18 protein-coding genes and 2 tRNA genes are annotated in these 22,704 nt (G+C 61.0%); 8 read left to right on the forward strand and 12 right to left on the reverse strand.

All coding sequences use genetic code 11. The features are described from left to right. Position 1: 1 nt before the first annotated feature. From HMPREF1249_RS04780 to HMPREF1249_RS04805, 6 genes are all read right to left on the reverse strand, one after another. Positions 2-1,285, reverse strand: coding sequence for a C40 family peptidase (locus HMPREF1249_RS04780; RefSeq protein ID WP_008520503.1), 1,284 nt, complete (start codon positions 1,283-1,285; stop codon positions 2-4). Then, the gene (locus HMPREF1249_RS04785) at positions 1,282-2,421 is read right to left on the reverse strand and encodes a dipeptide epimerase (RefSeq protein WP_021775896.1); all 1,140 of its coding nucleotides are present in this window, start codon (positions 2,419-2,421) and stop codon (positions 1,282-1,284) included. Before HMPREF1249_RS04785 ends, HMPREF1249_RS04780 begins: the two co-directional genes overlap by 4 nt. A 1-nt stretch (position 2,422) precedes the next feature. Then, a complete protein-coding gene (locus HMPREF1249_RS04790) occupies positions 2,423-3,619 on the reverse strand; it encodes a DUF819 family protein (protein ID WP_008522663.1) in 1,197 nt (398 codons plus the stop codon). A gap of 190 nt (positions 3,620-3,809) precedes the next feature. Further along, the gene (locus HMPREF1249_RS04795) at positions 3,810-4,148 is read right to left on the reverse strand and encodes a DUF3870 domain-containing protein (protein ID WP_008520507.1); all 339 of its coding nucleotides are present in this window, start codon (positions 4,146-4,148) and stop codon (positions 3,810-3,812) included. Between the two features lie 23 nt (positions 4,149-4,171). After that, positions 4,172-5,479 (reverse strand): CCA tRNA nucleotidyltransferase, encoded by a 1,308-nt coding sequence (locus tag HMPREF1249_RS04800; RefSeq protein ID WP_008522664.1) that lies wholly within the window; start codon positions 5,477-5,479, stop codon positions 4,172-4,174. Then, on the reverse strand, positions 5,476-6,012 hold the full coding sequence (locus HMPREF1249_RS04805) for a DNA-deoxyinosine glycosylase (protein ID WP_008522665.1): 537 nt from the start codon (positions 6,010-6,012) through the stop codon (positions 5,476-5,478). Before HMPREF1249_RS04805 ends, HMPREF1249_RS04800 begins: the two co-directional genes overlap by 4 nt. Positions 6,013-6,273: 261 nt before the next feature. On the opposite strand from HMPREF1249_RS04805, the gene HMPREF1249_RS04810 reads away from it, so the two are divergent. The 3 genes from HMPREF1249_RS04810 (at position 6,274) to HMPREF1249_RS04820 (ending at position 9,679) form a co-directional block, all read left to right on the forward strand. Continuing rightward, positions 6,274-8,871: an adenosylcobalamin-dependent ribonucleoside-diphosphate reductase gene (locus tag HMPREF1249_RS04810; protein WP_021775888.1), complete on the forward strand. Its 2,598-nt coding sequence runs from the start codon at positions 6,274-6,276 to the stop codon at positions 8,869-8,871. 128 nt (positions 8,872-8,999) lie between these two features. Continuing rightward, positions 9,000-9,206, forward strand: a complete 207-nt coding sequence (locus HMPREF1249_RS04815) for a heavy-metal-associated domain-containing protein (protein ID WP_008520515.1) — start codon at positions 9,000-9,002, stop codon at positions 9,204-9,206. Then, on the forward strand, positions 9,206-9,679 hold the full coding sequence (locus HMPREF1249_RS04820; protein WP_021775890.1) for a peroxiredoxin: 474 nt from the start codon (positions 9,206-9,208) through the stop codon (positions 9,677-9,679). The genes HMPREF1249_RS04815 and HMPREF1249_RS04820 overlap by 1 nt, the downstream gene beginning before the upstream one ends. A 36-nt stretch (positions 9,680-9,715) precedes the next feature. Here HMPREF1249_RS04820 and HMPREF1249_RS04825 read toward each other — a convergent pair whose 3' ends face one another. Further along, positions 9,716-10,780, reverse strand: a complete 1,065-nt coding sequence (locus HMPREF1249_RS04825; RefSeq protein ID WP_008522669.1) for an A/G-specific adenine glycosylase — start codon at positions 10,778-10,780, stop codon at positions 9,716-9,718. Positions 10,781-10,888: 108 nt separating this feature from the next. On the opposite strand from HMPREF1249_RS04825, the gene HMPREF1249_RS04830 reads away from it, so the two are divergent. Further along, positions 10,889-10,962, forward strand: a tRNA-Gln gene (locus tag HMPREF1249_RS04830). A gap of 83 nt (positions 10,963-11,045) precedes the next feature. On the opposite strand, the gene HMPREF1249_RS04835 is transcribed toward HMPREF1249_RS04830, so the two are convergent. From HMPREF1249_RS04835 to HMPREF1249_RS04855, 5 genes are all read right to left on the reverse strand, one after another. Further along, on the reverse strand, positions 11,046-11,267 hold the full coding sequence (locus tag HMPREF1249_RS04835; RefSeq protein ID WP_008522671.1) for a sulfurtransferase TusA family protein: 222 nt from the start codon (positions 11,265-11,267) through the stop codon (positions 11,046-11,048). 13 nt (positions 11,268-11,280) lie between these two features. After that, positions 11,281-12,303, reverse strand: coding sequence for a YeeE/YedE family protein (locus tag HMPREF1249_RS04840; RefSeq protein WP_021775913.1), 1,023 nt, complete (start codon positions 12,301-12,303; stop codon positions 11,281-11,283). Positions 12,304-12,587: 284 nt separating this feature from the next. Then, a tRNA-Leu gene (locus tag HMPREF1249_RS04845) sits at positions 12,588-12,672 on the reverse strand. Between the two features lie 102 nt (positions 12,673-12,774). Beyond that, on the reverse strand, positions 12,775-13,233 hold the full coding sequence (locus HMPREF1249_RS04850) for an Hsp20/alpha crystallin family protein (RefSeq protein ID WP_021775891.1): 459 nt from the start codon (positions 13,231-13,233) through the stop codon (positions 12,775-12,777). 198 nt (positions 13,234-13,431) lie between these two features. After that, positions 13,432-15,024, reverse strand: a complete 1,593-nt coding sequence (locus HMPREF1249_RS04855) for a peptide ABC transporter substrate-binding protein (protein WP_021775874.1) — start codon at positions 15,022-15,024, stop codon at positions 13,432-13,434. Positions 15,025-15,223: 199 nt separating this feature from the next. On the opposite strand from HMPREF1249_RS04855, the gene nifJ reads away from it, so the two are divergent. From nifJ to ftsH, 4 genes are all read left to right on the forward strand, one after another. Then, complete coding sequence (gene nifJ, locus HMPREF1249_RS04860) at positions 15,224-18,778, forward strand: pyruvate:ferredoxin (flavodoxin) oxidoreductase (protein WP_021775906.1); 3,555 nt, start codon at positions 15,224-15,226, stop codon at positions 18,776-18,778. An 85-nt stretch (positions 18,779-18,863) separates the two neighbouring features. Beyond that, complete coding sequence (gene tilS / locus HMPREF1249_RS04865; RefSeq protein ID WP_008520535.1) at positions 18,864-20,123, forward strand: tRNA lysidine(34) synthetase TilS; 1,260 nt, start codon at positions 18,864-18,866, stop codon at positions 20,121-20,123. Beyond that, positions 20,120-20,671, forward strand: coding sequence for a hypoxanthine phosphoribosyltransferase (hpt, locus tag HMPREF1249_RS04870; RefSeq protein WP_008520537.1), 552 nt, complete (start codon positions 20,120-20,122; stop codon positions 20,669-20,671). Before tilS ends, hpt begins: the two co-directional genes overlap by 4 nt. 36 nt (positions 20,672-20,707) lie before the next feature. Further along, positions 20,708-22,645 (forward strand): ATP-dependent zinc metalloprotease FtsH, encoded by a 1,938-nt coding sequence (ftsH, locus tag HMPREF1249_RS04875; RefSeq protein ID WP_008522680.1) that lies wholly within the window; start codon positions 20,708-20,710, stop codon positions 22,643-22,645. Positions 22,646-22,704 lie beyond the last annotated feature (59 nt).

Genomic DNA, 22,704 nt, shown 5'->3' on the forward strand with positions numbered 1-22,704 from the left:
GTCAGTTCGTCTCCTTCATCGGCCAAACGAGCGGTTCGGCCAAGGTGACGACGTCGCTTTCGATCGGCTTGCCTCCGGGCAGCCACCCGGCGTCGTTGATCAGCTTGACCGCTGGGCGGTAGCTGCCTTCCTCATCGTAGGTCACGAACGGAAGCGCTTTATGGGTGGAGCCGCGCTTTTCCAAACACATCCGCCGGGGCGCGTCAACGACGATGCAGTCGTCCGGCTTATCGGCGCCTTTCGGGTAAATTAAAACCTTCGTGGGCGCGTAGCCTTGGGCGCGGACTCGGATGAACCAGCCCTTCTTGCCGTCCCGCTCGCCCGGCTCGGCCCAGAGCTCTTTGACGAGTAGCTGATCCGGCGCGGACGGGAACGCGGTGCCGAACGAGACCAGAGTTTGGGTCGTCGCCAAGTCGTTCCGGTAGTCCGGGTCGTCTTTGAGCAGAGAGTTGACGCAGGTGTCGAACGTCCGGCCGTTCGAGTGAATGTACTTGCCGTTCCCGAGGTACATGCCGGTGTGGCCCGGCCAGAAGAGCAAATCGCCGGGCTTGAGGCCCATTTTGTCCAGATCCTGAAGGGTGAAGGTCCCATCCGGCTCCGCTTCGGGCGCGATACAGGCGATTGGGAAGCCCGCCTCAGGCCGAGAGTTGCGGTAGATCACTAGACCGTTCAGGTCGTAAACGATCGCCGTCAGGCCGGAGCAGTCAATGCCGTCAGGCGACTTGCCGCCCCAGCGGTACCCGGTGCCCATGTACGAGACGGCGTCTTTGACTAAGTTCGCCCGGGTCGCCGCTTCGTCAAACTCGCCCCACTGGCGGGGCTGACGCAGGGACGCCCACTTCATGAAACCTACTCGGCCGTCGGGCAGGGTGACCTGAGCCCATTCTTTTTCTTTGCTCTGCTCGGCCTTGACCCAAGACGCCCGGGGCAGAGAAATCAGCGGCGGGTATGACGATGTGTCCGGTTGGGGCAGCACGTCGGCGCGGATGGACGCGACCCGGCGGTTCCGCTCTTTGGCCCACGCCGGTTCGTCTTCGGTGATCACGAGAGCTTCCGGCGAGAGAAAGGTCTCGTACCGCCCCTCGGTCTTCACATCGACCAGCCCGGCCTTATTCTTCTCGCTCAGGATCTGGACGATTTGGCCGCACAGCAGCTCGTCGTCCCGCTCTGTGCCGTCATCGTTGGTGGTGGAAAGCAAGTCGGCTTTTACCACGCCCCAACTCGCGTACGCGGGCGCCGCCAGAAGCAGGCAGCAGGCCAGTGCTAAAAACTTTTTCACGGTCATCCCTCCCTCACGATGAAGCGGCTGGCGTCAAAGTTCCCGGCACCTGAACCGCCCAAAAGCTGGAATTTGGTTACGCCGGCCAGCCCCAGGCCGGGGCCTTCCCACGCGCTGATCTTCGGGCCGTTGAACTCCGGCCCTCCGACCACGTCGTCTTTTACGACCAGAGCCGGGCCGTCCAAGTCGAGCCGGGTCGCCACGCCCCGGCACAGCGCCAGAGCGACGGCGACGGAGACGCTGATTTTCCCTTCCAGCATGCTCCCGAGCATCACTTCCCGGCCGTAAATTTCGGCCAAGGCGACGATCCGCTTGGCTTCCGCCAGCCCGCCGCACTTCATCAGCTTGATATTGGGCCACACGGGCGAGTCGTCCATCAGCCGGCGGGCCTGATCGGCCGTCCAGCAGCTTTCATCCGCCACGACAGGGACGGGGGACTGGCGCGCCACTTCGGCGAGACCTTTCAGGTCCCAAGCCGGGACGGGCTGTTCCACCAGCTCGATATCCAGGTCCTTTTCCTGCATCGCATCGAGCATCCGCAGGGCCTGACGGGCGTTCCACCCCTGGTTGGCGTCGATTCGCAGCGTCACGTCTTTTCCCACCGCCTGACGGATAGCCGTCAGGCGCTGCAGGTCAACTTCGGGGTCAAGTCCGACCTTCGTCTTCAGGGTGCGGAAGCCCCGTCCGATCGCGTCGAGGCTGTCTTTAGCCATCACGTCCGGCGCGTTGACGCTGATCGTGACGTTCGTTTCCACCGAGCCGCCTGAGCCGCCCAGCGCCTTCCAGAGCGGGACGCCGAGGCCTTTCGCCCACAGGTCGTGAAGGGCACCGTCCACGGCCGCCTTCGCGGAGCTGTTGGCGACGATCGAATGGCTCAGGGCCCGAAGGTTTTCGGCCAGGTCGTCCGCGTCCCTGCCGATCAGCGCGGCGGCGATTTCCGCGTAGGCTCCTAAAATCGCGCCTTCCGTGTGGCCTGTGACCTTTGCGGTCGGCGGCGCGCTTCCCAGACCCTGCCGGCCGTCGTTGGCCTCGATAATCACCGGGAAATCAACCAGCGTGCTGACCTGCCGAACCGACGTTTTGAACGGAACCCGCAGGGGGGCTTCAATTCGTCCCCAGTGAAGAGCGACAATGCGGGACATGTTAAGCGCCTGCCATCATGGACAGGATTTTCGCGACGAAGAGACCGCCGAAGGTCCCGCACACGTATCCCATGAGCGCCATCAGAACGCCGATCGGGACGAGGGCTTCCTTGTAGGCCGCGGCGACGATCGGCGCGGCGGCAACGGCTCCGATGTTGGCCAGAGAGGCGGTGGCGCAGGTGAACAGGTCGAGCTTGAAGATCTTGGCCAACAGGGCCATCAGCAGGGCGTGAATGCCCAGAATAACCGCGCCGGCCAGCAGGTAGTACGGGGCGTCGGTCAGTTCCTTGAACGAGGCTCTCGACGCGATAAGGCAGATCATTAAGTACAGCAGCGTCATGGAGACCGGCGACGAGCCGGGAATTTCTCCCAGAGCGGTGGTGGCGCAGATCAGCCCGAAAATCGTGGCGATGACGATGGTCAGAGTTGAGACCGAGAGGAAGTCGCTCTTGCCGAAGACGTTGATCAGAGCGGGAGAGGCGTAGGAGGCCAGCCACTGGGACAGGGCCGAGGCAAGAAGTCCGGCGCCGAACAGCAGGCACAGGTCGCTCACTTCAATGGAAGTGCGTTTCTTCTGCTCGCCGCCGCTCAGCTGAGAGCCGAGGGCGTCGATAACCGAAGTGTCGCTCTTGGTCCACTTGTTGAACTTGCCGGCAAACGGGACGGTCGCCAGGAGCAGGATGACCCAGATGGAGTAGTTGACGTTATCGACCAGCAGCGTGTAGCCCATCGACGAGTCTGAAATGCCCAGAGCTCCTTGGACTGCCACCATGTTGGCCGTCCCGCCGATCCAGCTTCCTGCTAGGGCGCCCCAAGTCTTCCAGCTCTCCGGGCCGAAGCCGCCTTTCATCATCGCGAACATGACGATGAAGCCGATCATGATGGTGATCGTGGCGGAGAAGAAGCCGAGGAGCATCCGCGGCCCCAGCTTGATGATCTTTCGGATATCGCACCGCAGGAGCATGACGAAGATCATCGCGGGGATAATGTGGCCTTTGACGGTCTTGTAGGTCTCTTTGATCTCCGGCGTGTTCTGCCACAGGTCGAAAGTGGCGAAAATCATGCAGAGCAGGTACAGCAGGACCGGCGTGGGGACGTACTTGAAAAACAGCGTGTCCTTGTACTTACGTTCCAGCGTGGACACGACTCCGGCGAAGCACGTTAAAAACGCGAGATAAGCAAAACCTGATGTCAACATAGCGTCTCCTCCTTGTGATATAAGCGTTGCTTCGTGCTGTAAAACTGCTGAACCCTCCTGATGGGAAGGGAAAAGCCCTACAAAAACAGCGGACACACAGACCCTCGACAGGGCCATGGTGTCCGCTGGATCTTCTCCTCACAGCTGACCGCTCGACGCGGGCAGGCTGACAGACAAGGCAGCGATTGTTTTATTCGGTGATGATCAGGCCCTGGCGCCAAGCCCGGTATTTTTTCACCGCGTCCCGGTAGGCAACGCACATGGCTTTCTGTGACGAGCCGAGGTAACAGCAGCTGATCAGCTGGATGAGGCTCTCATCGACGTCCGCCAAGCTTCTGCCGGACAGAAGATCCCTCACGAACCGGCGGGTCAGGTCAAGCGTCATGGACGCCTCCGCGTCAAGAATCGTCCCCGTCTCGCTGTCCACGATAAAAGTGATGAAGAACGACGAGTACAGATGGGTGATCGGATTGCCCTCTTTGACCCTCGCGTTGCCGATGACGCAGAGTTTCTCCGGAGTTGGGTTCACAGCGCGCCTCCTGATTGCCTTGATTATACTGATGAATTCCCTTGACTGCAACTTGTTGATGAAGAAGTGCCGCTTTGAATTGCTGAAGTTCGCTCCAACATCAGGACGGCCCGGCGAAGCAGGGCAGGCCGTTCGTTGGGCAGCCGTCCGGCGAAGACCTCGTCCAGCAGGGTGGAGAGGATTTCCCCGATCAGAGGTCCGGGAAGGCACCCTAAGTCGATGAGGTCGCTTCCCTTCACCGCCAGCTGGGAAACGTCCAACGGGAGATTGCATTCCAGAACTGCGCTCAGAATCCGACTGGTCCCCTCGCCCTCCTGTTGGGAGAGAATAGGCAGGACGAGCCCAAGCCAATCGAGGGCGGTTTCCCTTCCCACAGCCTTGAGCAGGGCTCTGGCCTCGTCGGGGGTTTTCAGCGCGATGGCGGGATACTTGAGCAGGCTTTGAACGGCCCGGCGGGTGTTTCGATCGGTTTGGAGCCGGTCTTCTAAGACGCTTTTTGCCAGAAAAGCCGCCTCCTGTTGGTCCGGAGCGACGGCAGAAAAGAGCGCGGCCAGACGGAGGGGCAGGTCCTGAGGCACCGCGTCAAGCCAGCGGGCCGCGTCAGTCGCCGCTTGAAACGACAGCGGGGAGTTGTCGCAGAGGAACGCCAGCTCGGGGATGACCGCGGCGAACACCGGCAGGTGGGAGGCGAACAGCCTTCCCGGCCGGACGCCCTGAAAGAACAGCGAAAGCTCGTGCCATACCCGGGGAACCGAAACGTTTTCGAGGCTTGAGGTGAATCGGTTCAGCGCCTCATCGGCCCTCGGGTCGATCGAAAAGTTCAGCTGAGAGGCGAAGCGCAGCGCCCGCAAAATTCGCAGCCCGTCCTCGGCGAAACGCTCGTCCGGGTTGCCGACGCAGCGGATCCTGCGGCGCTGAAGGTCTTCCCTGCCGCCGACCGGGTCAATCAGCCCGTGTTCCGGGTTCCATGCCATGGCGTTGACCGTGAAGTCCCGGCGACGAAGGTCCTCGGTGACGTTCGTCAGGAAACTGACGCTGTTCGGGTGGCGTTTGTCGGCGTACGCGCCCTCGGATCGAAACGTGGTGACCTCGATAGGCAGGCCGTCGGACATGACCGTCACGGAGCCGTGCTTGACGCCGGTTTCCAAGGTGTACTTCGCGCCGAACAGCGCAGTGACGTCCTTCGGTTTGGCGTCGGTGGCTAGGTCGATATCGCCGGGCTTACGGCCCATCAGAGTGTCGCGCAGGTATCCGCCGACCAGAAAAACCGAGAAGCCGTTTCTTTCCAGCGCGTCCATCACCTTGCGGGCGCTTGAGGGAAGGGAGATCATGCGGGGAATGCCTCGCTTTCTTTGTCGTCTTCTTTGTCGTCGCTGTCAGCGGTTTGAAGAGCGTCGGCCAGAGGCCGGTAGGCCTCAAGCAGCCGGGGAAAGGTCCACGCCGCGTTGGCTGGGCTCGTCGACGGCAAACTTTCTGCCGGCCGTCCGGAAATCGGCTCGATGAACTGGCGGTACAGCCGCGCGGCAGCCGCTCCGGTGGTGAAGATCTTTCGAATCGGCGCGCCGCTCAGCAGCGGGGACAGGTCATTGGCCCGCACGTCCTCAATCGTGCTGTCGCTCGCGCCGATGATCGTGCAGGAGCCAACGACATCCCAGAGGGCAAGGCCGACGGACAGGCACAGGGCCTTTCTTCCAGCCGTATCGGGCGGCGTCGGACAGCCGAGAAGCCGGCACAGGAGGGGCCAAAACCTGTTGCGCGGGTGGGCGTAGTAGAACCCGGCTTCCCGCGACTTCGGCGACGGGAACGAGCCGAGCACGAGGACGCGGCTTCTCTCGTCCCAGACCGGCGCCAGAGGGTGAACCAGCCGGACTGGCGTTTGGGTCTTTTTTTCGTCGGTGGGCCGATGGTTTTGCTGGGACGTGGCAGTTCGCCTCGCTTCACGCCGAAACTGTCAGGAAGAGGTATGAAACGCGATTCGGCGAAATTTTCACTTCGAGTATAGCACGGCAGTCCCCGTCGCTTGGCCAAAAAATTTCCCGCTTTTCTGAGCCGTTCGAGGGGGACGATTCCTGCTACAATGAGTCAGTATTCGAAACACACTTACGTTCAGAATGGAGAGAAGCAGATGCACGTTTTCCTGAAGAATCGATTTCGTTCCGACATCGACGTCGGACTGTTGGAAAATCCCCTGTCACCCCGCGGGTCGGAGAACGCCCGTTGGCTTTTGGCTCAGCGCTACTGCCTTGACCGGTGGGACGACGAACTGAAAGCCTGCCGGCCCGAGCGCGGCATCGAGGAAGTCGCCCGCCGAGTGTCCCGTGTGCTGGCCGCCTCTGAGACTGCTTACGCGCCCGAGTCTGAGATCGGCTGGATACGGACGCTGGAGAAGAATCTGTTCTCCGACATCTTGAACTTTCAGTTCCTGTTCAACTCGCCGTGCCTTTACGGGTGCGGCGCGGGCCTCACGGTCCAGCCCCAGTGGAGCCGAATCATCTACTGTTCACCTGACGAGCTCTCTTGGGAGGACTACCGCCGGTTGGCCGAGGGGAGGACCGCGAACCAGCAGCTTTTCGCCTGCTTCGTGGTGAGCGTGCCGGACAGCATCGAAGGCATATTCGACGCGGTGAAGGACGCGGCCATCATCAGCAAGTACGGCGGCGGCGTGGGGGCGAACTTCGGCCATCTGCGGGAGTCGGGCGCCCCGATCAAGGGCGGCACGGGCGGCAAAGCGTCCGGGCCAGTCTCGTTCATGGAGACGTGGAACACCATGGGCAGCGTGGTCGTCCAAGGAGGACGCCGGCGGGCTGCCCTGATGGGCATGTTGCCGGACAATCACCCGGATATCGAACGGTTCATGGACGCCAAGACCGAGGACGGCCGGCTACCGTACTTCAACATCTCCGTCTGCGTGTCCGACCGGCTGGTGAACGCTGCCAGAGAAGGGGGAGACTTCCCGCTGGTCTCGCGTGTGGACGGCAAGACCGCCGCGACCGTTCCGGCCGCTCAGCTCTGGGACAAGCTGTGCTCAAACGCTTGGCGCCGCGGGGATCCGGGGGTGTTCTTCATCGACCGGGCCGGGGCGGACAACCTGCTGCGCGAGGACCCGGAGTTCGTCATCGAATCAACCAACCCGTGCGGCGAACAGCCGCTCCCCAACTACACCAGCTGTAACTTAGGGTCCATCAACCTGTCGGCGTTCGTCGCGCCCGACGGGTCGGGACAGCTGGCATTCGACGAGGCCCGGTTCGTCGATCAGGTCTACCGTTCCATGGTCTATCTTGATCTGGTCATCGACTCGTGCTCGTACCCGCTGGAGCGTATCGGCCGGAGAACCCGCCAGATACGGCCCGTCGGGCTGGGTTTGATGGGACTGGCCGACGCTGCCATCGCGTCCGGGCTGGTGTACGGCTCACCCGAATTTTCCGGGTTCTGCGACCGGCTGGCGTCGGTCATGGCAGTCTGCGCGCTTTTGGCCACAGTCGATTCGGTCGACCATCTGGGCAAGGGGCCGTTCGCGGCTTCTTCGGCGGTCGTCAAGCTGTTCGCCCCGCTTCGGGACGAGCTGGGCGGCGATCTGTTTATGTCCCAGACGATGGAGACGCTGGACGAAGAGGGCTTCCTCCGGGTCGTCGGCCGCATGAAGGAATTGGGGCTGCCGTATACGCTGTGCAACACGCTGCAGGCTGCGCCGGGCGTTTTAAAACGGCTGGAAGGCGGCTCGCCGGAAGAGCTTCGGCGGCTTCTGGGCGCCGTCCTCGGCGGGCGCATGAGAAACAGCCGTCGGCTCAGCATCGCCCCGACCGGGTCGATCTCCATGCTGCTAGACGCCTCGGCGGGAATTGAGCCGAACTTCGCCTGGAGCTGGAACCGCAAGGTCATGAAGTCGGACGGCAACGGGTACGAGACTCGGCAGTACTTCCACCGGCTGGTGACTGACGAGGGCAAGCGTCAGCTGTCGGCAGGCGGCAAGCTGGAAGATCCCCGGTTCGTGACGGCCTACGACCTGTCGCCGGAAGGACACGTGGAAGTGACCGGGATTTTCGCCCGGTACGTCGACTCGGGCATCAGCAAGACGGTGAACCTGCCGTCGAGCGCCACAGTGGACGACGTCAAGGCCGTGTACGAGCGGTGCTACGACTTGGGCTGCAAGGGCATTACCATTTATCGGGACGGATCGCGAAGCGAGCAGCCTATCGAGGTCTCGAAACCGGCCGAGAAGGCCGCTCCCGCGCCGGACGGCCAGACGCCGGTTGTCAAAACGGCTCACACCGGCCGGGTCAAGCAGCGGAGTACGCCGATCGTGATGGGCAAGACGATTAAAGACGTGACGCCGTGGGGAAGCCTGTTCGTCACCCTCAACTACGATGGCTCGGAGCCGTTCGAGGTGTTCGCCTCCCTCGGCAAGAGCGGTTCAGAACTCAAGTCCATGACGGAAGCTCTCTCTCGGGTCATCTCCATTGGCCTGCGAAGCGGCGGTCACTTGGAAGACTTCATCTCCACCCTCAGGGGGCTGTCGGGCAAGGAGTACTGGACGTTCGACTGCGACGACAGCTTAGTGGTGCGGTCCATTCCCGACGCGCTGGCGATCCTGTTGGGCAAGCTCATTGAGCAGGACGAGCGGCCCGCTGAGGGAACTCACACCTGCCCGGAGTGCGGCGCGCCGATGGAATTGGTCGGCGGCTGCGCGTACTGCTTCAGCTGCGGCTACAGCCCGTGCAAATAGCGATGGCGAACTGAGTAAAGGCCGACAGAAAACTTTAATGATTTTCGATTCGTCAAAACGTGACGAGTTCCAAACCTGTTAAGAGTGCTAACATATAATAAACACAGGAAAAGAGAGGAGAGCTCGACATGGGGAAAAGGGTGTACGACGTTCCTGACATGCACTGCGAACACTGCAAGAAAAAAATCGCCGCGGCGCTCAAGGCTGCCGGGGCCGGATTTTTCGGCTGCAAGGTGAGCTTGGAAGAGAGAACCGTGACGGTGAGCAAAGACGAAATCGACGTCCCTAAAGTGCTCGCCGACGCGGGCTACACGGCGACCCTTCGGCAGGCATGATGATTGAGATCGGAAGTCCGCTGCCGCCTTTTTCCCTGCCGGACCAGACCGGGACATCGGTAAGTGGGGTGGCTCTGGCCGGGCACTGGGCTGTCCTTTACTTCTACCCGAAGGACATGACGCCGGGCTGCACGACCGAAGCGGAGGAGTTCTCCGAGCTTCTTCCCCAGTTTGAGGCGTTGGGCGTTCTCCTGTGGGGGATCAGCCCGGACAGCCCGGAGACTCACGCCCAGTTTCAGGAGAAACGGAACCTGACCGTGAACCTGCTGAGCGACTCGTCTCACGAGTTCATGGAGCGGGTAGGCTCGTGGGGCGAAAAAGTCCTGTATGGCAAGCGGTCGGTCGGCGTCAAGCGCAGCACGGTCATCGTCGCTCCTGACGGAACCGTCGCGTGGGTCTGGAAAGCGGCAAGAGCCAAAGGGCACGCCGTCAAGGTGCTCGAAAAAATTCGCGAGCTGACAGACGCCGGTTAATAAAAAAGGAGAGCTCCCGAGGGAGCTCTCCTTTTTTCAGCGAATCAGGCCGGATTGGAGCGCTTCGCGCAGAAGGCGCAGAATGCCCAGCGGCATCGGCAGGCTCAGGGCGTCGTCAACTGGAAGAAGCTCTGTGCCGGTAGGCTGGCTGGCCGCGCGGAACAGCTTCGTCTCCACCTGCCACGAGGTGAATCTCATCGTCACGGAGGGCGTCAGTGGCTCGGGGAACGACTCTTCGCCCAAGCTCGCGGCCAGACGGCGGGCCGTCACGCCCGAGTCCTCGCCATCGCTGCCGACCTCCCACGGGATCTCCCAGAACTCGCTCCACAGGCCGCCCTTGGGACGCTGTCGGACGGCCAGCTTGGTCTGAGTCGAGAAAAGCAACGCGGCGCCGAACCGGCGCCTGATCGGACGAGCGGCTCGGCGGACGGGCCGAAGGGCCGTCGTCCCGCGCTTTCGCGCCAGACAGTACGGCTCCAACGGGCAGAGAAGACACCGCGGGCGAGGCGCGCAGGGGCCGCTCCCGAGATCCATCAGGGCATTGGTGAGCAGTCGGGGCGACTGAAACTTCATGAGGGACTCGACCGCCCGTTGGCAGACTTTGTTCCCCTCTGACAAGGCGGGGTCTTTGTCTAAGTCGGTCAGCCTGCTGGAGACCCGCCGCAGGTTGCCGTCCAGAGCGGCCGTCGGTTCGTCGTACGCCAAAGCTCGGACGGCGGCGGCGGTATAAGGCCCAAAACCGGGAAGCCCGGCGAGGAACGCTTGGTCGTTGGGCGGCCCGTCGTACCCGGCGCTGACGATCAGTCGGGCCGACGCCAGCATGTTTCTGGCTCGGCTGTAGTATCCAAGCCCGCGCCACAGCGACAGGACAGCGCTCTCGTCAGCCTCAGCCAGACTTCGGCAGTTCGGGAAGGCGCTGAGCCAAGCCAAATAGAGCGGGACGACGCGGCTCACTTGGGTCTGCTGGAGCATCGTCTCGGACACCCAAACTGCGTACGGGTCGGCGGTGAGCCGCCAGGGCAAATGCCGGCCGTTTTCTCTGTACCATTCGGCCAAGGCACGGCTCGCGCCAGCCCAGTCAATTGATTCTTCCAGCGTCATCACCCCCCCGCGTCAAATATGATACAAAGCTCCCTTCGGTCGGGCAACGTTTTTATTTTTCCGGCGTCTTCACCTTTGAAAAGGAACTGGTATAATAGCCCTGTTTGCTACCCCGTGGTGCAACGGCAGCACAAGGGATTTTGGTTCCCTTGATCCTGGTTCGAATCCAGGCGGGGTAGCCACTTTTTTACCGTCCGACCGGCGGCTGAAAGATAACAGAAGGGGTCCCGCCTCGGCGGGACCCCTTCTTGCGATGCGGAACGTCTTAGTTCTTGATGACCATCTTCCAAGCGCCCGGGCCGATGGACTCGAACGAGATGACCTCGTGGTTTTCTTCCTTGCAGTATCTGGGGAGATTTGTCACCGCTTCGGGGCAGGTGAAGGTGATCTCGATGACGTCTCCTTTGCTGCTGCCGGCAACCGCCTTTTTCAGTTCGATCAACGGAATGGGGCAGTCTTTTCCCATGGTATCGAGCTTGATGTTCATAAGGTAACCTCCTTTATTTTTTTGCTGAAAGCTGCCTGGCGTAGTACACCCAAGCTCCCAGCCACAGCCCGCCGACGATGGAGAGCAGGCCAACCCACGCCTGAACGGAAAGCCGGGCGGTCCCGGTGATCCCGTGGCCGACGAGGCAGCCCTGTCCGAGGACGGCGCCGAAAGCCATGAACGCGCCGCCGATAAACGAGCGGACGAGGGTTGGGCCGTCGGTCCCCTTGAAACTGAACTCGCAGCTTCCCGCGGCGCAGACAAAAGAACCAATGATGATGCCAAGGACGAAGTAGCTCGCCCAGCTCAGTTTGTACGTGCCGAACGAGAAGGCGTTGACCCATGAGACGATCGGCGTCGTGATTCCCCAGCCGCCGTTGCGCCCGGTGAGGAAGCTGAAGTAGAAACTGAAGCCGGCCAGAACGCCGATGAGCGCCGCGGTGAACCGGCGGTCCCAGATCCGCTCGAAGAACAGGTGATTAAGCCCGGTCCGGGAAGGCGGAAGGGCGAATCCGACCGCCTCTTTTTTCTTGTCAATGATCGCGAAGATGACGACGACTGCGAGGCAGACGGCTGAAAAGTACAGCGGGTTGAACGGGAGCGACGTGACGAAATTGTTCGGCACGTTGGCCACAGACTGGATCTGCTTGACTAACGGGAACAAGAATCCCTGCTTGGACGACGTGGCGAACAGCATGAACGAGAGCAGTGACATGACGCCGGCGAGCCGGCCGTCGCCTGTCTTTACCAGCGACATGGTAATGCACCCGTTGCACATGACCGCGCCGAACCCGAAGAACAGCCCGCCGATGACCGTGGCGACTAACGGAAAGTCCTTAAACTCCGGCGCCGGAACGAGCCTGCGCTCAACCAGCCAGAAGTAGATAACGCTGTGAACGAAAATCATCAAAAGCATGACCCACAATCCGGTCAGACGCTTTTCAAGGTATACGTCCCGAAGCCCGCCGGCCATGCAGATTCGGCTCCTTTTGAGCAGGAATCCGAACCCGAACCCCATTAACAAACCGCTTAACATGTCCCAACCTCCTGTATGAAAATAAAAAAAGATGAATTTGAAGATAAAATTAAATATATCAGTAACTTGCAATACGGTCAATAATTTTATAAAGTGCATAAATAAAACAAAATTAGTGGCCGAGTCTCTCAGAACAATTCTGGAAGAGAACGGCCTGCTGAGGGGTATGGCTGCAGCAGCAAGGGCAGCTTAACTGGGGCATAAAAAGGTCGCCTTCAAACGAAGGCGGCCGCAAGTTGGCACAAAAAAGTGCGCCCATCAACCGATGAGCGCACTGAAAGTTCTGGTGCGGAAGGGGAGAATTGAACTCCCACGGGTTGCCCCACAAGATCCTTAGTCTTGCGCGTCTACCAATTCCGCCACTCCCGCGAACGGCAATGATTATACCGGCTGGATTGCCGCCCGTCAACTCTTTTTGCCGTTCGGACAAACGCGATCCGGCGGCGGTCCTAGGGCCGCCGCCGGGTCGTTTTACGCCTTCGGTTCAGTTTTTTGCTCTTCCGGGTCGCAGAGGCTGATGACTCGCGCCTGCTGTGCCGCGGCGACTGGAGCCGCAATCTTCAACAGGCCGCTCTGGAACGACGCGGTCACGCGGTCCGGGTCGACCGGCTCGGGGAACCTGACCGACCGGCTGAAGCTCGTCGCGGTCCGTTCCTTGACGAAGTGCTGCCGGTCATTCGACTCTTGGCACGCCTGGCGCTTGGCCGTCACGTCAAAGTGGTCCCTGTACACCCGCAGGTCCACGTCCTTGGGCTCGAAGCCGGAGAGCTCTATCTCGGCGACAAACGAGTCGCCTTGACGGTAAAAGTCCATGGCCGCCGTTTGTTCCTCCTGCCTGAGAAAGCCGTCGAACAGGTTCTGAAATTCGTGATCCAGCAAATCCCACGGGGTAACGTACGGAACATTCTTTCTTCTAATCATTGGTGTCATGATGATGAGCCTCCTTATCGCCGGATATCACTTCTCGACGTGATGGCTCTATTATAGGTCAGTATTAGTCAATTAAGAGATATGTTTTGACGATATCTGACTAAATGATTTTACTGACCTTTATTAACCTTTATGTCTTCGCGGGCGCAAAAAAGCCAGCCGGCTTTGGTCGGAAGCCGGCTGGCAGGGGAGGAGCCTTTACTTGACGGAGGCGCCGCGGAAGAATACCCAGTTGCGGGGCGACAGGTAGACGCCTTCAACCCGGCTTTTCAGCAGGTACGGCGTGGAGTAGTAGTACAGGGGAAGAACGGGCATGTTCTCCAGCAGGATCTTCTCAGCCTTGTGCAAGTCGTCGATGCGTTTTGCCCGGTCCATCTGGCGGGCCGAGTCGCGCATCAGCGCGTCATATTCGGCGTTATTGAAGCCGACGACGTTCTCGAACGAGTCGGAGATCCACAGGTCAAGCAGGCTGGCCGCGTCGAAGAAGTCGACCAGGTAAGCGTGACGGGCGATGTCGTAGTTCTTCTGGACCCGGGTGTCGATGAACACCTTCCACTCCTGCTGGGACAGCTCGACGGTGACGCCCAGGTTCTGTTTCCACATGGCCTGGAGCGCTTCGGCGATCGCCTTGTTGGTCGGGTTGCCGTTGTAGACGTAGGTCACGGTGGGGAAGCCTTTGCCGCCCGGGTAGCCGGCTTCTTCCAGCAGTTTCTGAGCTGCGGCTACGTCGGCATGGATGGGCAGGTACTCGGTGGGATCTTCGGCGCGGAAGTCCTTGCCGGCCGGATCAACGCCCGGGATGATGAACGGGATAAAAGCCTGAGCCGGCTTCTGTCCGCCCATGGTGACCTTGTCAACCAGAACCTGACGGTCGACGGCGAGGGCGAAGGCCTTGCGGACCCGAACGTCGTCAAAGGGCTTTCTCGTGGTGTTGAAGACGGAGAAGCTGGTGCCCAGCGTCGGGGCGACCTTCGCTTCGCCGCTTGCCAGAAGCTGAGGCGTCATCAGAGGCGGCAGCTGATTGATCAGGTCGACGTTGCCCGACTTGTACGCGGCAAGGGCCGTGTTGCTGTCGGTGATCATGACCATCTTGACGGCGTCGATTTTGACGTTGTCGGCGTCCCAGTAGTACGGGTTCTTCAGGAGCGTCATCTCGCTGTTGTGCTTCCACTCGGAGACGAAGAACGGCCCGTTGCAGACCAGCGGCTGAGTGTTGAGCGTCCAGCCTCTCGGGTCCTTGGAGACGACGTCCCGGCGAGCCGGATAGAACACGTGGTAGGACAGATAGTCCAGCAGCAGCGGAGCCTGATAGTCCAAGTGAAGGATCACGGTGCGGTCGTCCGGCGTTTCGATTCCCAGGTCCTCAACCTTGGCTTGGCCCTTGAAGAACTTTTCGCCGTTCTTGATGAAGTAGCCCAAATAGGCGTAGGGCGACGCGTTGGCGCTGTCCAGCAGGCGCTCAAAGCCGTAGCGGAAGTCGTCGGAAGTGAGCGGCTTGCCGTCCGACCACTTGAGGCCGTCGCGCAGATGGAACGTCCAAGTCATTCCGTCGTCAGACACGTCCCACGACTCGGCGCAGCCCGGTTCAGGAGCGTCGTTGAAGCCGATGCGGACAAGCCCTTCAAAAATGTTGACGATGACGATTGACCCGTCAACGGCGTTGTTGAGCACCGGGTCAATCGTGCGCGGCTCGACGGCCAAGTTGAACGTGACCATCTTGTCGGCCCCGCATGCGGTCGTCGCAAGGAGCATCGCTCCAGCCAGCAGTGACAAAACCTTTTTCCCATTCATTATGTAATTCCCTCCTTCGCAATTGATCCGACCCAATGGGCTTCTTGAATGATATCACATTATCTAAATGGTGTAATGTATTGACCTTGTGAACTCAATAGTTTTCCTTTGATTATTTTGTGCGGCGGTTGTATGATTAAAGCAATCTTGTATGAGGTATACATAACAGGGGAACACATCTCTAAGGGGGTAGAGTTTCATGGCAAAGAAATGGAAGACCATGGATGGAAACACCGCTGCGGCGTACGTGAGCTACGCTTTTACCGAGGTGGCGGCTATCTATCCTATCACGCCGTCTTCGCCGATGGCTGAGTCTTGCGACGAGTGGGCAACGCAGGGGAAAAAGAACATTTTCGGGCGCATTCCTCAGATCTCTGAGCTTCAGTCCGAAGCCGGCGCGGCGGGGGCCGTGCACGGCTCTTTGACTGCCGGCTCTCTGACCACGACGTTTACCGCCTCTCAAGGACTTCTGCTCATGCTTCCCAACATGTTCAAGATCGCGGGCGAGCGGCTTCCCGGCGTGTTTGACGTGAGCGCCCGTGCGGTGGCGAGCCACGCTCTTTCGATCTTTGGCGACCACAGCGACGTGATGGCCTGCCGGAGTAGCGGGTTTGCCATGCTGGCGTCTGCCAGCGTTCAGGAGGTTATGGACCTGACCGCCGTGGCTCATCTGTCGGCGATCGAGGCCCGCGTTCCGTTTGTCAACTTCTTCGACGGTTTCAGAACGTCCCATGAGGTTCAGAAGATTGAGCTGATCGATTACGACGACTTGGCAAAGCTGGTCGACTGGGACGCTCTGGCCGAGTACAAGGAAAGCGCGCTGAACCCGGAGCGGGCCTACCAGAAAGGTATGGCTCAGAACCCGGATATCTTCTTCCAGAACCGCGAGGCCTGCAACCGGTTCTACGACGGTCTGCCCCACGTGGTGGCCCGCTACATGGAAGAGATGAAGAAGATCACCGGCCGCGACTACCGGCCGTTCGTGTACTACGGCGACCCGGCTGCCGACCGTGTCATTGTCGCCATGGGCTCGATCTGCGAGGCCGCCCGCGAGACGGTCGACTACCTGCGGGCCAGAGGCGAGAAGGTCGGCTTGGTGGAAGTCCACCTGTACCGTCCCTTCAGCCCCGAATATTTCTTCGCCGTGCTGCCGGCAACCGTCCGTTCCATCGCCGTGCTTGACCGGACGAAGGAGCCCGGCGCCCTTGGCGAGCCGCTGTATCAGGACGTGTGCGCCCTGTTCAGCGAGCGCCCGGCGGACAAACGGCCTCTGATCGTCGGCGGCCGGTACGGATTGGGATCCAAGGACACCACGCCGGGACAGGTCAAGGCCGCGTTCGACAACTTGGCGTCGTTCGAGCCGAAGAACCACTTCACGCTCGGCATCGTCGACGACGTGACGTTCCGTTCGCTTCCTTACGAGGAAATCGACGCTTCGGACGAGGGAACCATCTGCTGCAAGTTCTGGGGTATCGGCAGTGACGGGACCGTCGGCGCCAACAAGAACGCCATCAAGATCATCGGCGACAACACGGACATGTACGCCCAGGGGTACTTCTCCTATGACTCGAAGAAGTCCGGCGGCGTGACCGTTTCTCACCTGCGGTTCGGCCACCACCCGATCCGCTCCACGTACCTCATCAGCGCCGCTGACTTCGTAGCCTGCCACAAGCAGGAGTACCTGCACCAGTATCAGGTTCTCCGCGGGCTGAAAAAGGGCGGCACCTTCCTGCTGAACACCCAGTGGGAGACGATGGAAGCCCTCGAAGCCAATATCCCGGGCAGCGTGAAGCGGTATCTGGCCGAGAACAACATTTCCTTCTACACCATCAACGGCGTTGACCTGGCCGAGGAGGTTGGGCTGGGCAACCGCACCAACATGATCACCATGGCAGCCTTCTTCAAGCTCGCCAAGGTCATCCCTGAGGACGAAGCGGTTCGGCTGATGAAGGAAGCGATCGTCCATTCGTACGGCCGCAAGGGCGAGAAGATCGTCGCCATGAACAACGCGGCGGTGGACAAGGGCATTGGAGCCCTTCGCAAGATCGAGATCCCGGCCAGCTGGGCAACCGCTCCGATTGAGGAGAAGAAGTCTTCCGACGACGTGGATCCGTTCTACGAGGCGGTCTGCGCTCCGATGAACGCCCAGGCGGGCGACGATCTGCCGGTCAGTTCGTTCGTTGGCTACGAGGACGGCCATATGCCCAACGGCATGTCCGCCTACGAAAAGCGCGGCGTGGCCGTCACCGTGCCTGCGTGGCTGAGCGACAAGTGCATTCAGTGTAACCAGTGCGCCATGGTCTGCCCGCACGCGGCGATTCGGCCGGTATTGGCTGACGACGAGGAAATGAAGGACGCTCCGGCCGCCTTTAAGACCGTCGACGCCCGCGGCAAGGAGCTCGCCGGACTCAAGTTCCGCATGCAGGTCAGCCCGCTGGATTGCATGGGCTGCGGCAACTGCGCCGATATCTGCCCGGTCAAGGCCCTTGAAATGTCGCCGTTGGCGAGTCAGGTGGAAACCGAGGCGCCGAACTGGAATTTCGGCGTGGACGTGTCCGACAAGTCCTCTCTGATGAACGTGAAGACGCTGAAGGGCAGCCAGTTCGCCAAGCCCTACTTGGAGTTCTCCGGCGCCTGCGCCGGCTGCGGCGAGACGCCGTACGCCAAGCTGGTCACCCAGCTGTTCGGCGATCGAATGATCATTGCCAACGCGACCGGCTGCTCGTCCATTTGGGGCGGTTCCGCGCCCAGCACGCCGTACTGCACCAACGATATGGGACAGGGCCCCGCTTGGGCGAACTCCCTGTTTGAGGATAACGCCGAGTACGGCTACGGCATGAGCCTGTCGCTGGAAAACGCTCGTCACGACCTGATCGACAACGTTGAAAAACTGCTGGCGCTGGAGAACCTGCCGGAAGACGTCCGGGCGGCTCTGGCCCACTGGATGGAAGTCAAAGACGACGGCAGCGCTTCCAAGGAAGCGTCCGAGGGCGTTTTTGCCGTGATCGGCCGGGATATGGGCTCTGACGAGGGCAACGCCCTGATGGACCGGGTGGCTGAGCTTCAGGAGCACTTGATCAAGAAGTCCGTCTGGATCTTCGGCGGCGACGGCTGGGCATACGACATCGGTTTCGGTGGTTTGGACCACGTGTTGGCGTCCGGCGCCGACGTGAACGTGATGGTGTTCGACACGGAAGTGTACTCCAACACCGGCGGTCAGTCCTCCAAGTCGACTCCCACCGCGGCCGTGGCAAAGTTTGCCGCCGGCGGCAAGCGGATCACCAAGAAGGACCTGGGCCGCATCGCCATGACCTACGGGTACGTGTACGTGGCGCAGGTGGCCATGGGAGCCGATAAGAACCAGCTGATCAAGGCCGTCACCGAGGCTGAGGCATATCACGGGCCGTCCCTGATCATCTGCTACGCCCCCTGCATCAACCACGGCATCAAGGTCGGCATGGGCCACAGCCAGCTCCAGACCAAGAAGGCTGTCGAGGCCGGCTACTGGCACCTGTACCGGTACAACCCGCTGCTTGAGGAGCAGGGCAAGAATCCGTTCATCCTCGATTCCAAGCAGCCCAAGGCGTCGTTCCGCGACTTCCTGATGAGCGAAGTTCGCTACACGTCGCTGATGAAGACCAACCCGGCGATGGCCGAAGAGCTCTTCGTCCGGGCAGAAGCGGACGCCAAGCGCCGCTATCAGATTTACAAGGCTCTGGCTGAAGCTCCGGCTATTCCGGCGGAAGCCGAGTAGTTTCACCGTCGTTCAGGGAGCTGGCATGCGCCGGCTCCCTTTTTTCGTCTGTCCCAGGCCGGTCGGCGGAAAGGACTGATACGATATGACGCTCTCTGCGGTCGAAAAATTTCGGGCCGCCGCCCGTCGGGACGGCTGGCTTGGTCAGCCGTTGGCTGTTGCCGTTTCCGGCGGCGGCGACTCGATGGGGCTGCTCTGGTTGTGCCTCGCGTCAGGGCTCCGTCCGTGCGCGGCCATTCACCTCGATCACGGGCTCAGGCCGTCGTCGGCGGACGAGCGCCGGTTCGTTGAGGAAACCTGCGGCCGTCTTGGCCTGCCGTTTTTTTGGAAGAGAATCGACGCGGCGTCCCGGCGGCTTCAGGGCGAGAGCGTTGAGGTGGCGTGCCGTCGGGAGCGGTACGCCTTTTTGAGGGAGGCCGCCCAGTCGGCCGGAGCAAGCGTCGTCGCGTTGGCTCACACGGCGGACGATCAGGCTGAAACCGTCTTGATGAACATCTGCCGGGGCTGCGGCCTTTGGGGGCTGGCGGGCATTCCCCGCCGACGGGGCATGTGGGTCCGGCCTGTGCTGGACTTTCGCCGTGACGAGCTGCGTGACTTGCTGAAAGACGCCGGGTGGACGTGGGTGGAGGACGAGAGCAACAGCGACCGTCGGTATACCCGCAACAGGGTCAGAGCCGATTTGCTGCCCGAACTGGAGCGACAGGTCGGCGCGGGCGCGGCAGTCCATTTGGCAGCCCTGGCCCAAGAGGCGTGGGAAGCCCGAAGCGATGAGAACGTCCTGATGACGTCGCTTTTGGCAGGGGCGAGCCGATTGGCCCCTGAGCCGTTTCAAAAGGTATCGCTGAAACGCCTCCGGCTTTTGAGCGACGGGCTCATCGCCCGGCTGCTGCGCCATCTGTCCGCCCAAAACGGCGGTGCGGCGCCATCCCGCCGACGGATGGATGACCTGACAGGACTGGTCCGGCGGTCCGGCCGGTGGACTTTTCAGTGGGATCGGCACCACGACCTGACGGCCCGGGATGGGCATCTCTTTTGGGGGCCGTCGTCCGAACGGGTCATTCAGACCGTTGAGGTCAGCGAGCGAGCAGATTGGGGCGGCTGGGACGTCTCCTTCGTGTCGGGGCCTATGGGGCCATGGGACTTGAACGTGCCGGTCGGACGGATCTGCTTGTCCCGGAAGCCCGGAGACTGGACGGCCGACTTTCTGCCCGCTGTCTTGGTCAATGGGGCGGTTTTTGCCCAATCCACCGAATATGGGTGGGAAGTTCGCTCAAGTGGTGTAGAATATAAAAATCTGAGAGTGTTGCACTTTACGCCGCACGAGGCTGTCGGAGGACGATCATGACGTATCAGATAGGCGAGGTTCTTTTTTCTGAGGAACAGATACGCAAGCGCGTTAGCGAGCTGGGCCGTGAAATTAGTCGGAAGTACTGTGGCAAAGGGCTCACGGTGATTGGTATTCTGCGTGGAGCGGCGATTTTCATGTCCGATATCGTCCGAGCGATTGACCCATCGGTGAACGTGGCCATGGAGTTCATGCGGGTGTCGTCCTATGGGAACGGCACGGACAGCTCTGGGGAAGTGAAAATTCTCCAAGACCTCGAGAATCCGGTGAAGGGCAGGAATCTTCTGGTCGTGGAAGATATTCTCGACAGCGGCTGGACGCTTCATCGGCTGAAGGAATACCTTCTTCAGCGGGAGCCTGCGTCTCTTGAGATCTGCGTTCTGCTCAGCAAGCCCGAGCGGCGCCAGGTGGAAGTCGACGTGGACTACTGCGGCTTTGTCATTCCCGATAAATTTGTCATAGGGTACGGATTGGACTACGCGGAGCAGTGGCGCCATCTGCCGGCGATTCACATAGCCAAACCGGTGGAAGAGGCGCCCGGCCGATAGACGGCCGGCGGGAAAGCTCCTTGAGGAGGCGTATCTGTGCGGAAGATATTTAAGAACCTCGGCCTGTATCTCATACTCATCGTTCTGGTCGTCAGCTTGGCCAGTTCGTTGATGACGCCGTCCGGCGATCTGGCCGGGCAGAAAGCTAAAGAGCTTTCCTACAGCCAACTGGTCGCGGCCATCGACGCGGGACGCGTGAAAAACGTGACCGTCGGAGACCTGACCGCGCAGGGGGCCCTGTCGGACGGGACGTCCTTCACCTCGGCGATCGTCGGGGAAAAGGACTTAGCCAACCGGGCGCTTGAAAAAGGCGCCGACGTGAAGGTGGCGCTGCCCGAACCGACGCCGTGGTGGATGACTCTCGCGTCGTCGCTGCTGCCGACGTTGCTGCTCATCGGCGTGTGGATTTTCTTTCTCCGGGGCATGCAGGGCGGCGGAAAGGTGATGAACTTCGCCAAGAACAAGGCGAAGATGTTCATCGACAACCGGCCGAAGGTTTCTTTCGTCGATGTTGCCGGCTGCGACGAGGCGAAAGAGGAGCTAAAGGAAGTCGTCGATTACCTTCGTCAGCCTGACCGGTTCACCGCGCTGGGGGCAAAAGTTCCCCGCGGCGTGCTCCTTCTGGGCCAGCCGGGAACGGGGAAAACGCTTCTGGCCCGAGCCTGCGCCGGCGAGGCGGACGTGCCGTTTTTCAGTACTACCGGCTCTGACTTTGTCGAAATGTTCGTCGGCGTCGGAGCCTCCCGGGTCAGAGACCTGTTCGATCAGGCTCGGAAGCACCAGCCCTGCATCGTGTTCATCGACGAAATCGACGCCGTCGGACGTCAGCGCGGCGCCGGTCTCGGCGGCGGTCACGACGAGCGGGAGCAGACGCTGAACCAGCTGCTCGTCGAGATGGACGGCTTTGATGATAAGGGCGGCATCATTCTCATCGCCGCCACGAACCGGCCGGATGTGCTCGATCCGGCGCTGCTTCGTCCCGGGCGGTTTGATCGGCATATCGTCGTCGACGCGCCGGACGTGAAGGGTCGGGAAGAGATCCTGAAGGTCCACGTGAAGAACAAGAAGCTGGGCGCCGACGTGAACTTGGAGACGCTGGCCAAGCGGACGCCCGGATTTGTCGGAGCGGACTTGGCGAATTTGGTCAACGAGGCCGCGCTGCTGGCGGCTCGGGCAGGCAAGGCGGAGATATCCATGGCCGAGCTCGAAGAGGGCATCGACCGGTCGATCGCCGGGCCGGAGCGCAAGAGCCGGGTCATCAACGACAAAGAGCGCCGGATCATCGCCTACCACGAGACAGGCCACGCGCTTGTGGCACATTACCTGCCCGGAAGCGACCCGGTGCACAAGATATCGATTATCCCGCGAGGCGCCGCCGCGCTGGGCTACACGCTCCAGCTGCCGACGGAGGACCGCTTCTTGGCCTCTCAGTCCGAGCTGATGAACGAGGTCTGTATTTTGCTCTCCGGCCGCGCCTCCGAACGGCTCGTCTTCGGCGACGTGACGACCGGCGCCAGCAACGACCTGCAGCGGGCCACTAAGATAGCCCGCGACATGGTCACCCAGTACGGCATGAGCGACTTGGGGCTGGTGGTGCTCGGACGGCCCAAACATGAGGTGTTCTTAGGCCGTGACTTGGGCGAAGACAGGAACTACAGCGACCACATGGCTCAGGAGATCGACCGGACCGTCAGCCGAATCGTGGCCGAAGCGTTTGACAAGGTGACGAAGATCCTGACCGAACATCGGGATCAGCTGGACTTGGTCTCCAAAACGCTTCTGGAACGGGAGATCATCGACGCCGACGAGTTCGCGGTTCTGCTGGGAGAAAAGCCCGAAACTCCGAAGGAGGAAGCAGAAGCCGCGCCCTCTGCCGACGAGCCGGCGGCGGATTCGGAAAGCCGTCCCCAACCCTCGGCGGCAGAACAGGAAGCCGGAGCCGAAACCGACGGAAAAACTGACAGCGACGAATGAAGAAAACGCGACAAGGGCGAGGGGATTCTCGCCCTTGTCGTCGTATTGAGCGAAAGGAG

It is taken from the genome of Jonquetella sp. BV3C21, from assembly GCF_000468895.1.
GTDB classification, from domain to species: domain Bacteria; phylum Synergistota; class Synergistia; order Synergistales; family Dethiosulfovibrionaceae; genus Jonquetella; species Jonquetella anthropi.

Excerpts from the sequence above, each read along its gene's own strand:
- HMPREF1249_RS04780 (WP_008520503.1), bottom strand. The coding sequence starts at position 1,285 with ATGACCGTGAAAAAGTTTTTAGCACTGGCCTGCTGCCTGCTTCTGGCG.
- HMPREF1249_RS04785 (WP_021775896.1), bottom strand. The coding sequence starts at position 2,421 with ATGTCCCGCATTGTCGCTCTTCACTGGGGACGAATTGAAGCCCCCCTG.
- HMPREF1249_RS04790 (WP_008522663.1), bottom strand. The coding sequence starts at position 3,619 with ATGTTGACATCAGGTTTTGCTTATCTCGCGTTTTTAACGTGCTTCGCC.
- HMPREF1249_RS04800 (WP_008522664.1), bottom strand. The coding sequence starts at position 5,479 with ATGATCTCCCTTCCCTCAAGCGCCCGCAAGGTGATGGACGCGCTGGAA.
- HMPREF1249_RS04810 (WP_021775888.1), top strand. The coding sequence starts at position 6,274 with ATGCACGTTTTCCTGAAGAATCGATTTCGTTCCGACATCGACGTCGGA.
- HMPREF1249_RS04815 (WP_008520515.1), top strand. The coding sequence starts at position 9,000 with ATGGGGAAAAGGGTGTACGACGTTCCTGACATGCACTGCGAACACTGC.
- HMPREF1249_RS04820 (WP_021775890.1), top strand. The coding sequence starts at position 9,206 with ATGATTGAGATCGGAAGTCCGCTGCCGCCTTTTTCCCTGCCGGACCAG.
- HMPREF1249_RS04825 (WP_008522669.1), bottom strand. The coding sequence starts at position 10,780 with ATGACGCTGGAAGAATCAATTGACTGGGCTGGCGCGAGCCGTGCCTTG.
- HMPREF1249_RS04835 (WP_008522671.1), bottom strand. The coding sequence starts at position 11,267 with ATGAACATCAAGCTCGATACCATGGGAAAAGACTGCCCCATTCCGTTG.
- HMPREF1249_RS04840 (WP_021775913.1), bottom strand. The coding sequence starts at position 12,303 with ATGTTAAGCGGTTTGTTAATGGGGTTCGGGTTCGGATTCCTGCTCAAA.
- HMPREF1249_RS04850 (WP_021775891.1), bottom strand. The coding sequence starts at position 13,233 with ATGACACCAATGATTAGAAGAAAGAATGTTCCGTACGTTACCCCGTGG.
- HMPREF1249_RS04855 (WP_021775874.1), bottom strand. The coding sequence starts at position 15,024 with ATGAATGGGAAAAAGGTTTTGTCACTGCTGGCTGGAGCGATGCTCCTT.
- nifJ (WP_021775906.1), top strand. The coding sequence starts at position 15,224 with ATGGCAAAGAAATGGAAGACCATGGATGGAAACACCGCTGCGGCGTAC.
- tilS (WP_008520535.1), top strand. The coding sequence starts at position 18,864 with ATGACGCTCTCTGCGGTCGAAAAATTTCGGGCCGCCGCCCGTCGGGAC.
- hpt (WP_008520537.1), top strand. The coding sequence starts at position 20,120 with ATGACGTATCAGATAGGCGAGGTTCTTTTTTCTGAGGAACAGATACGC.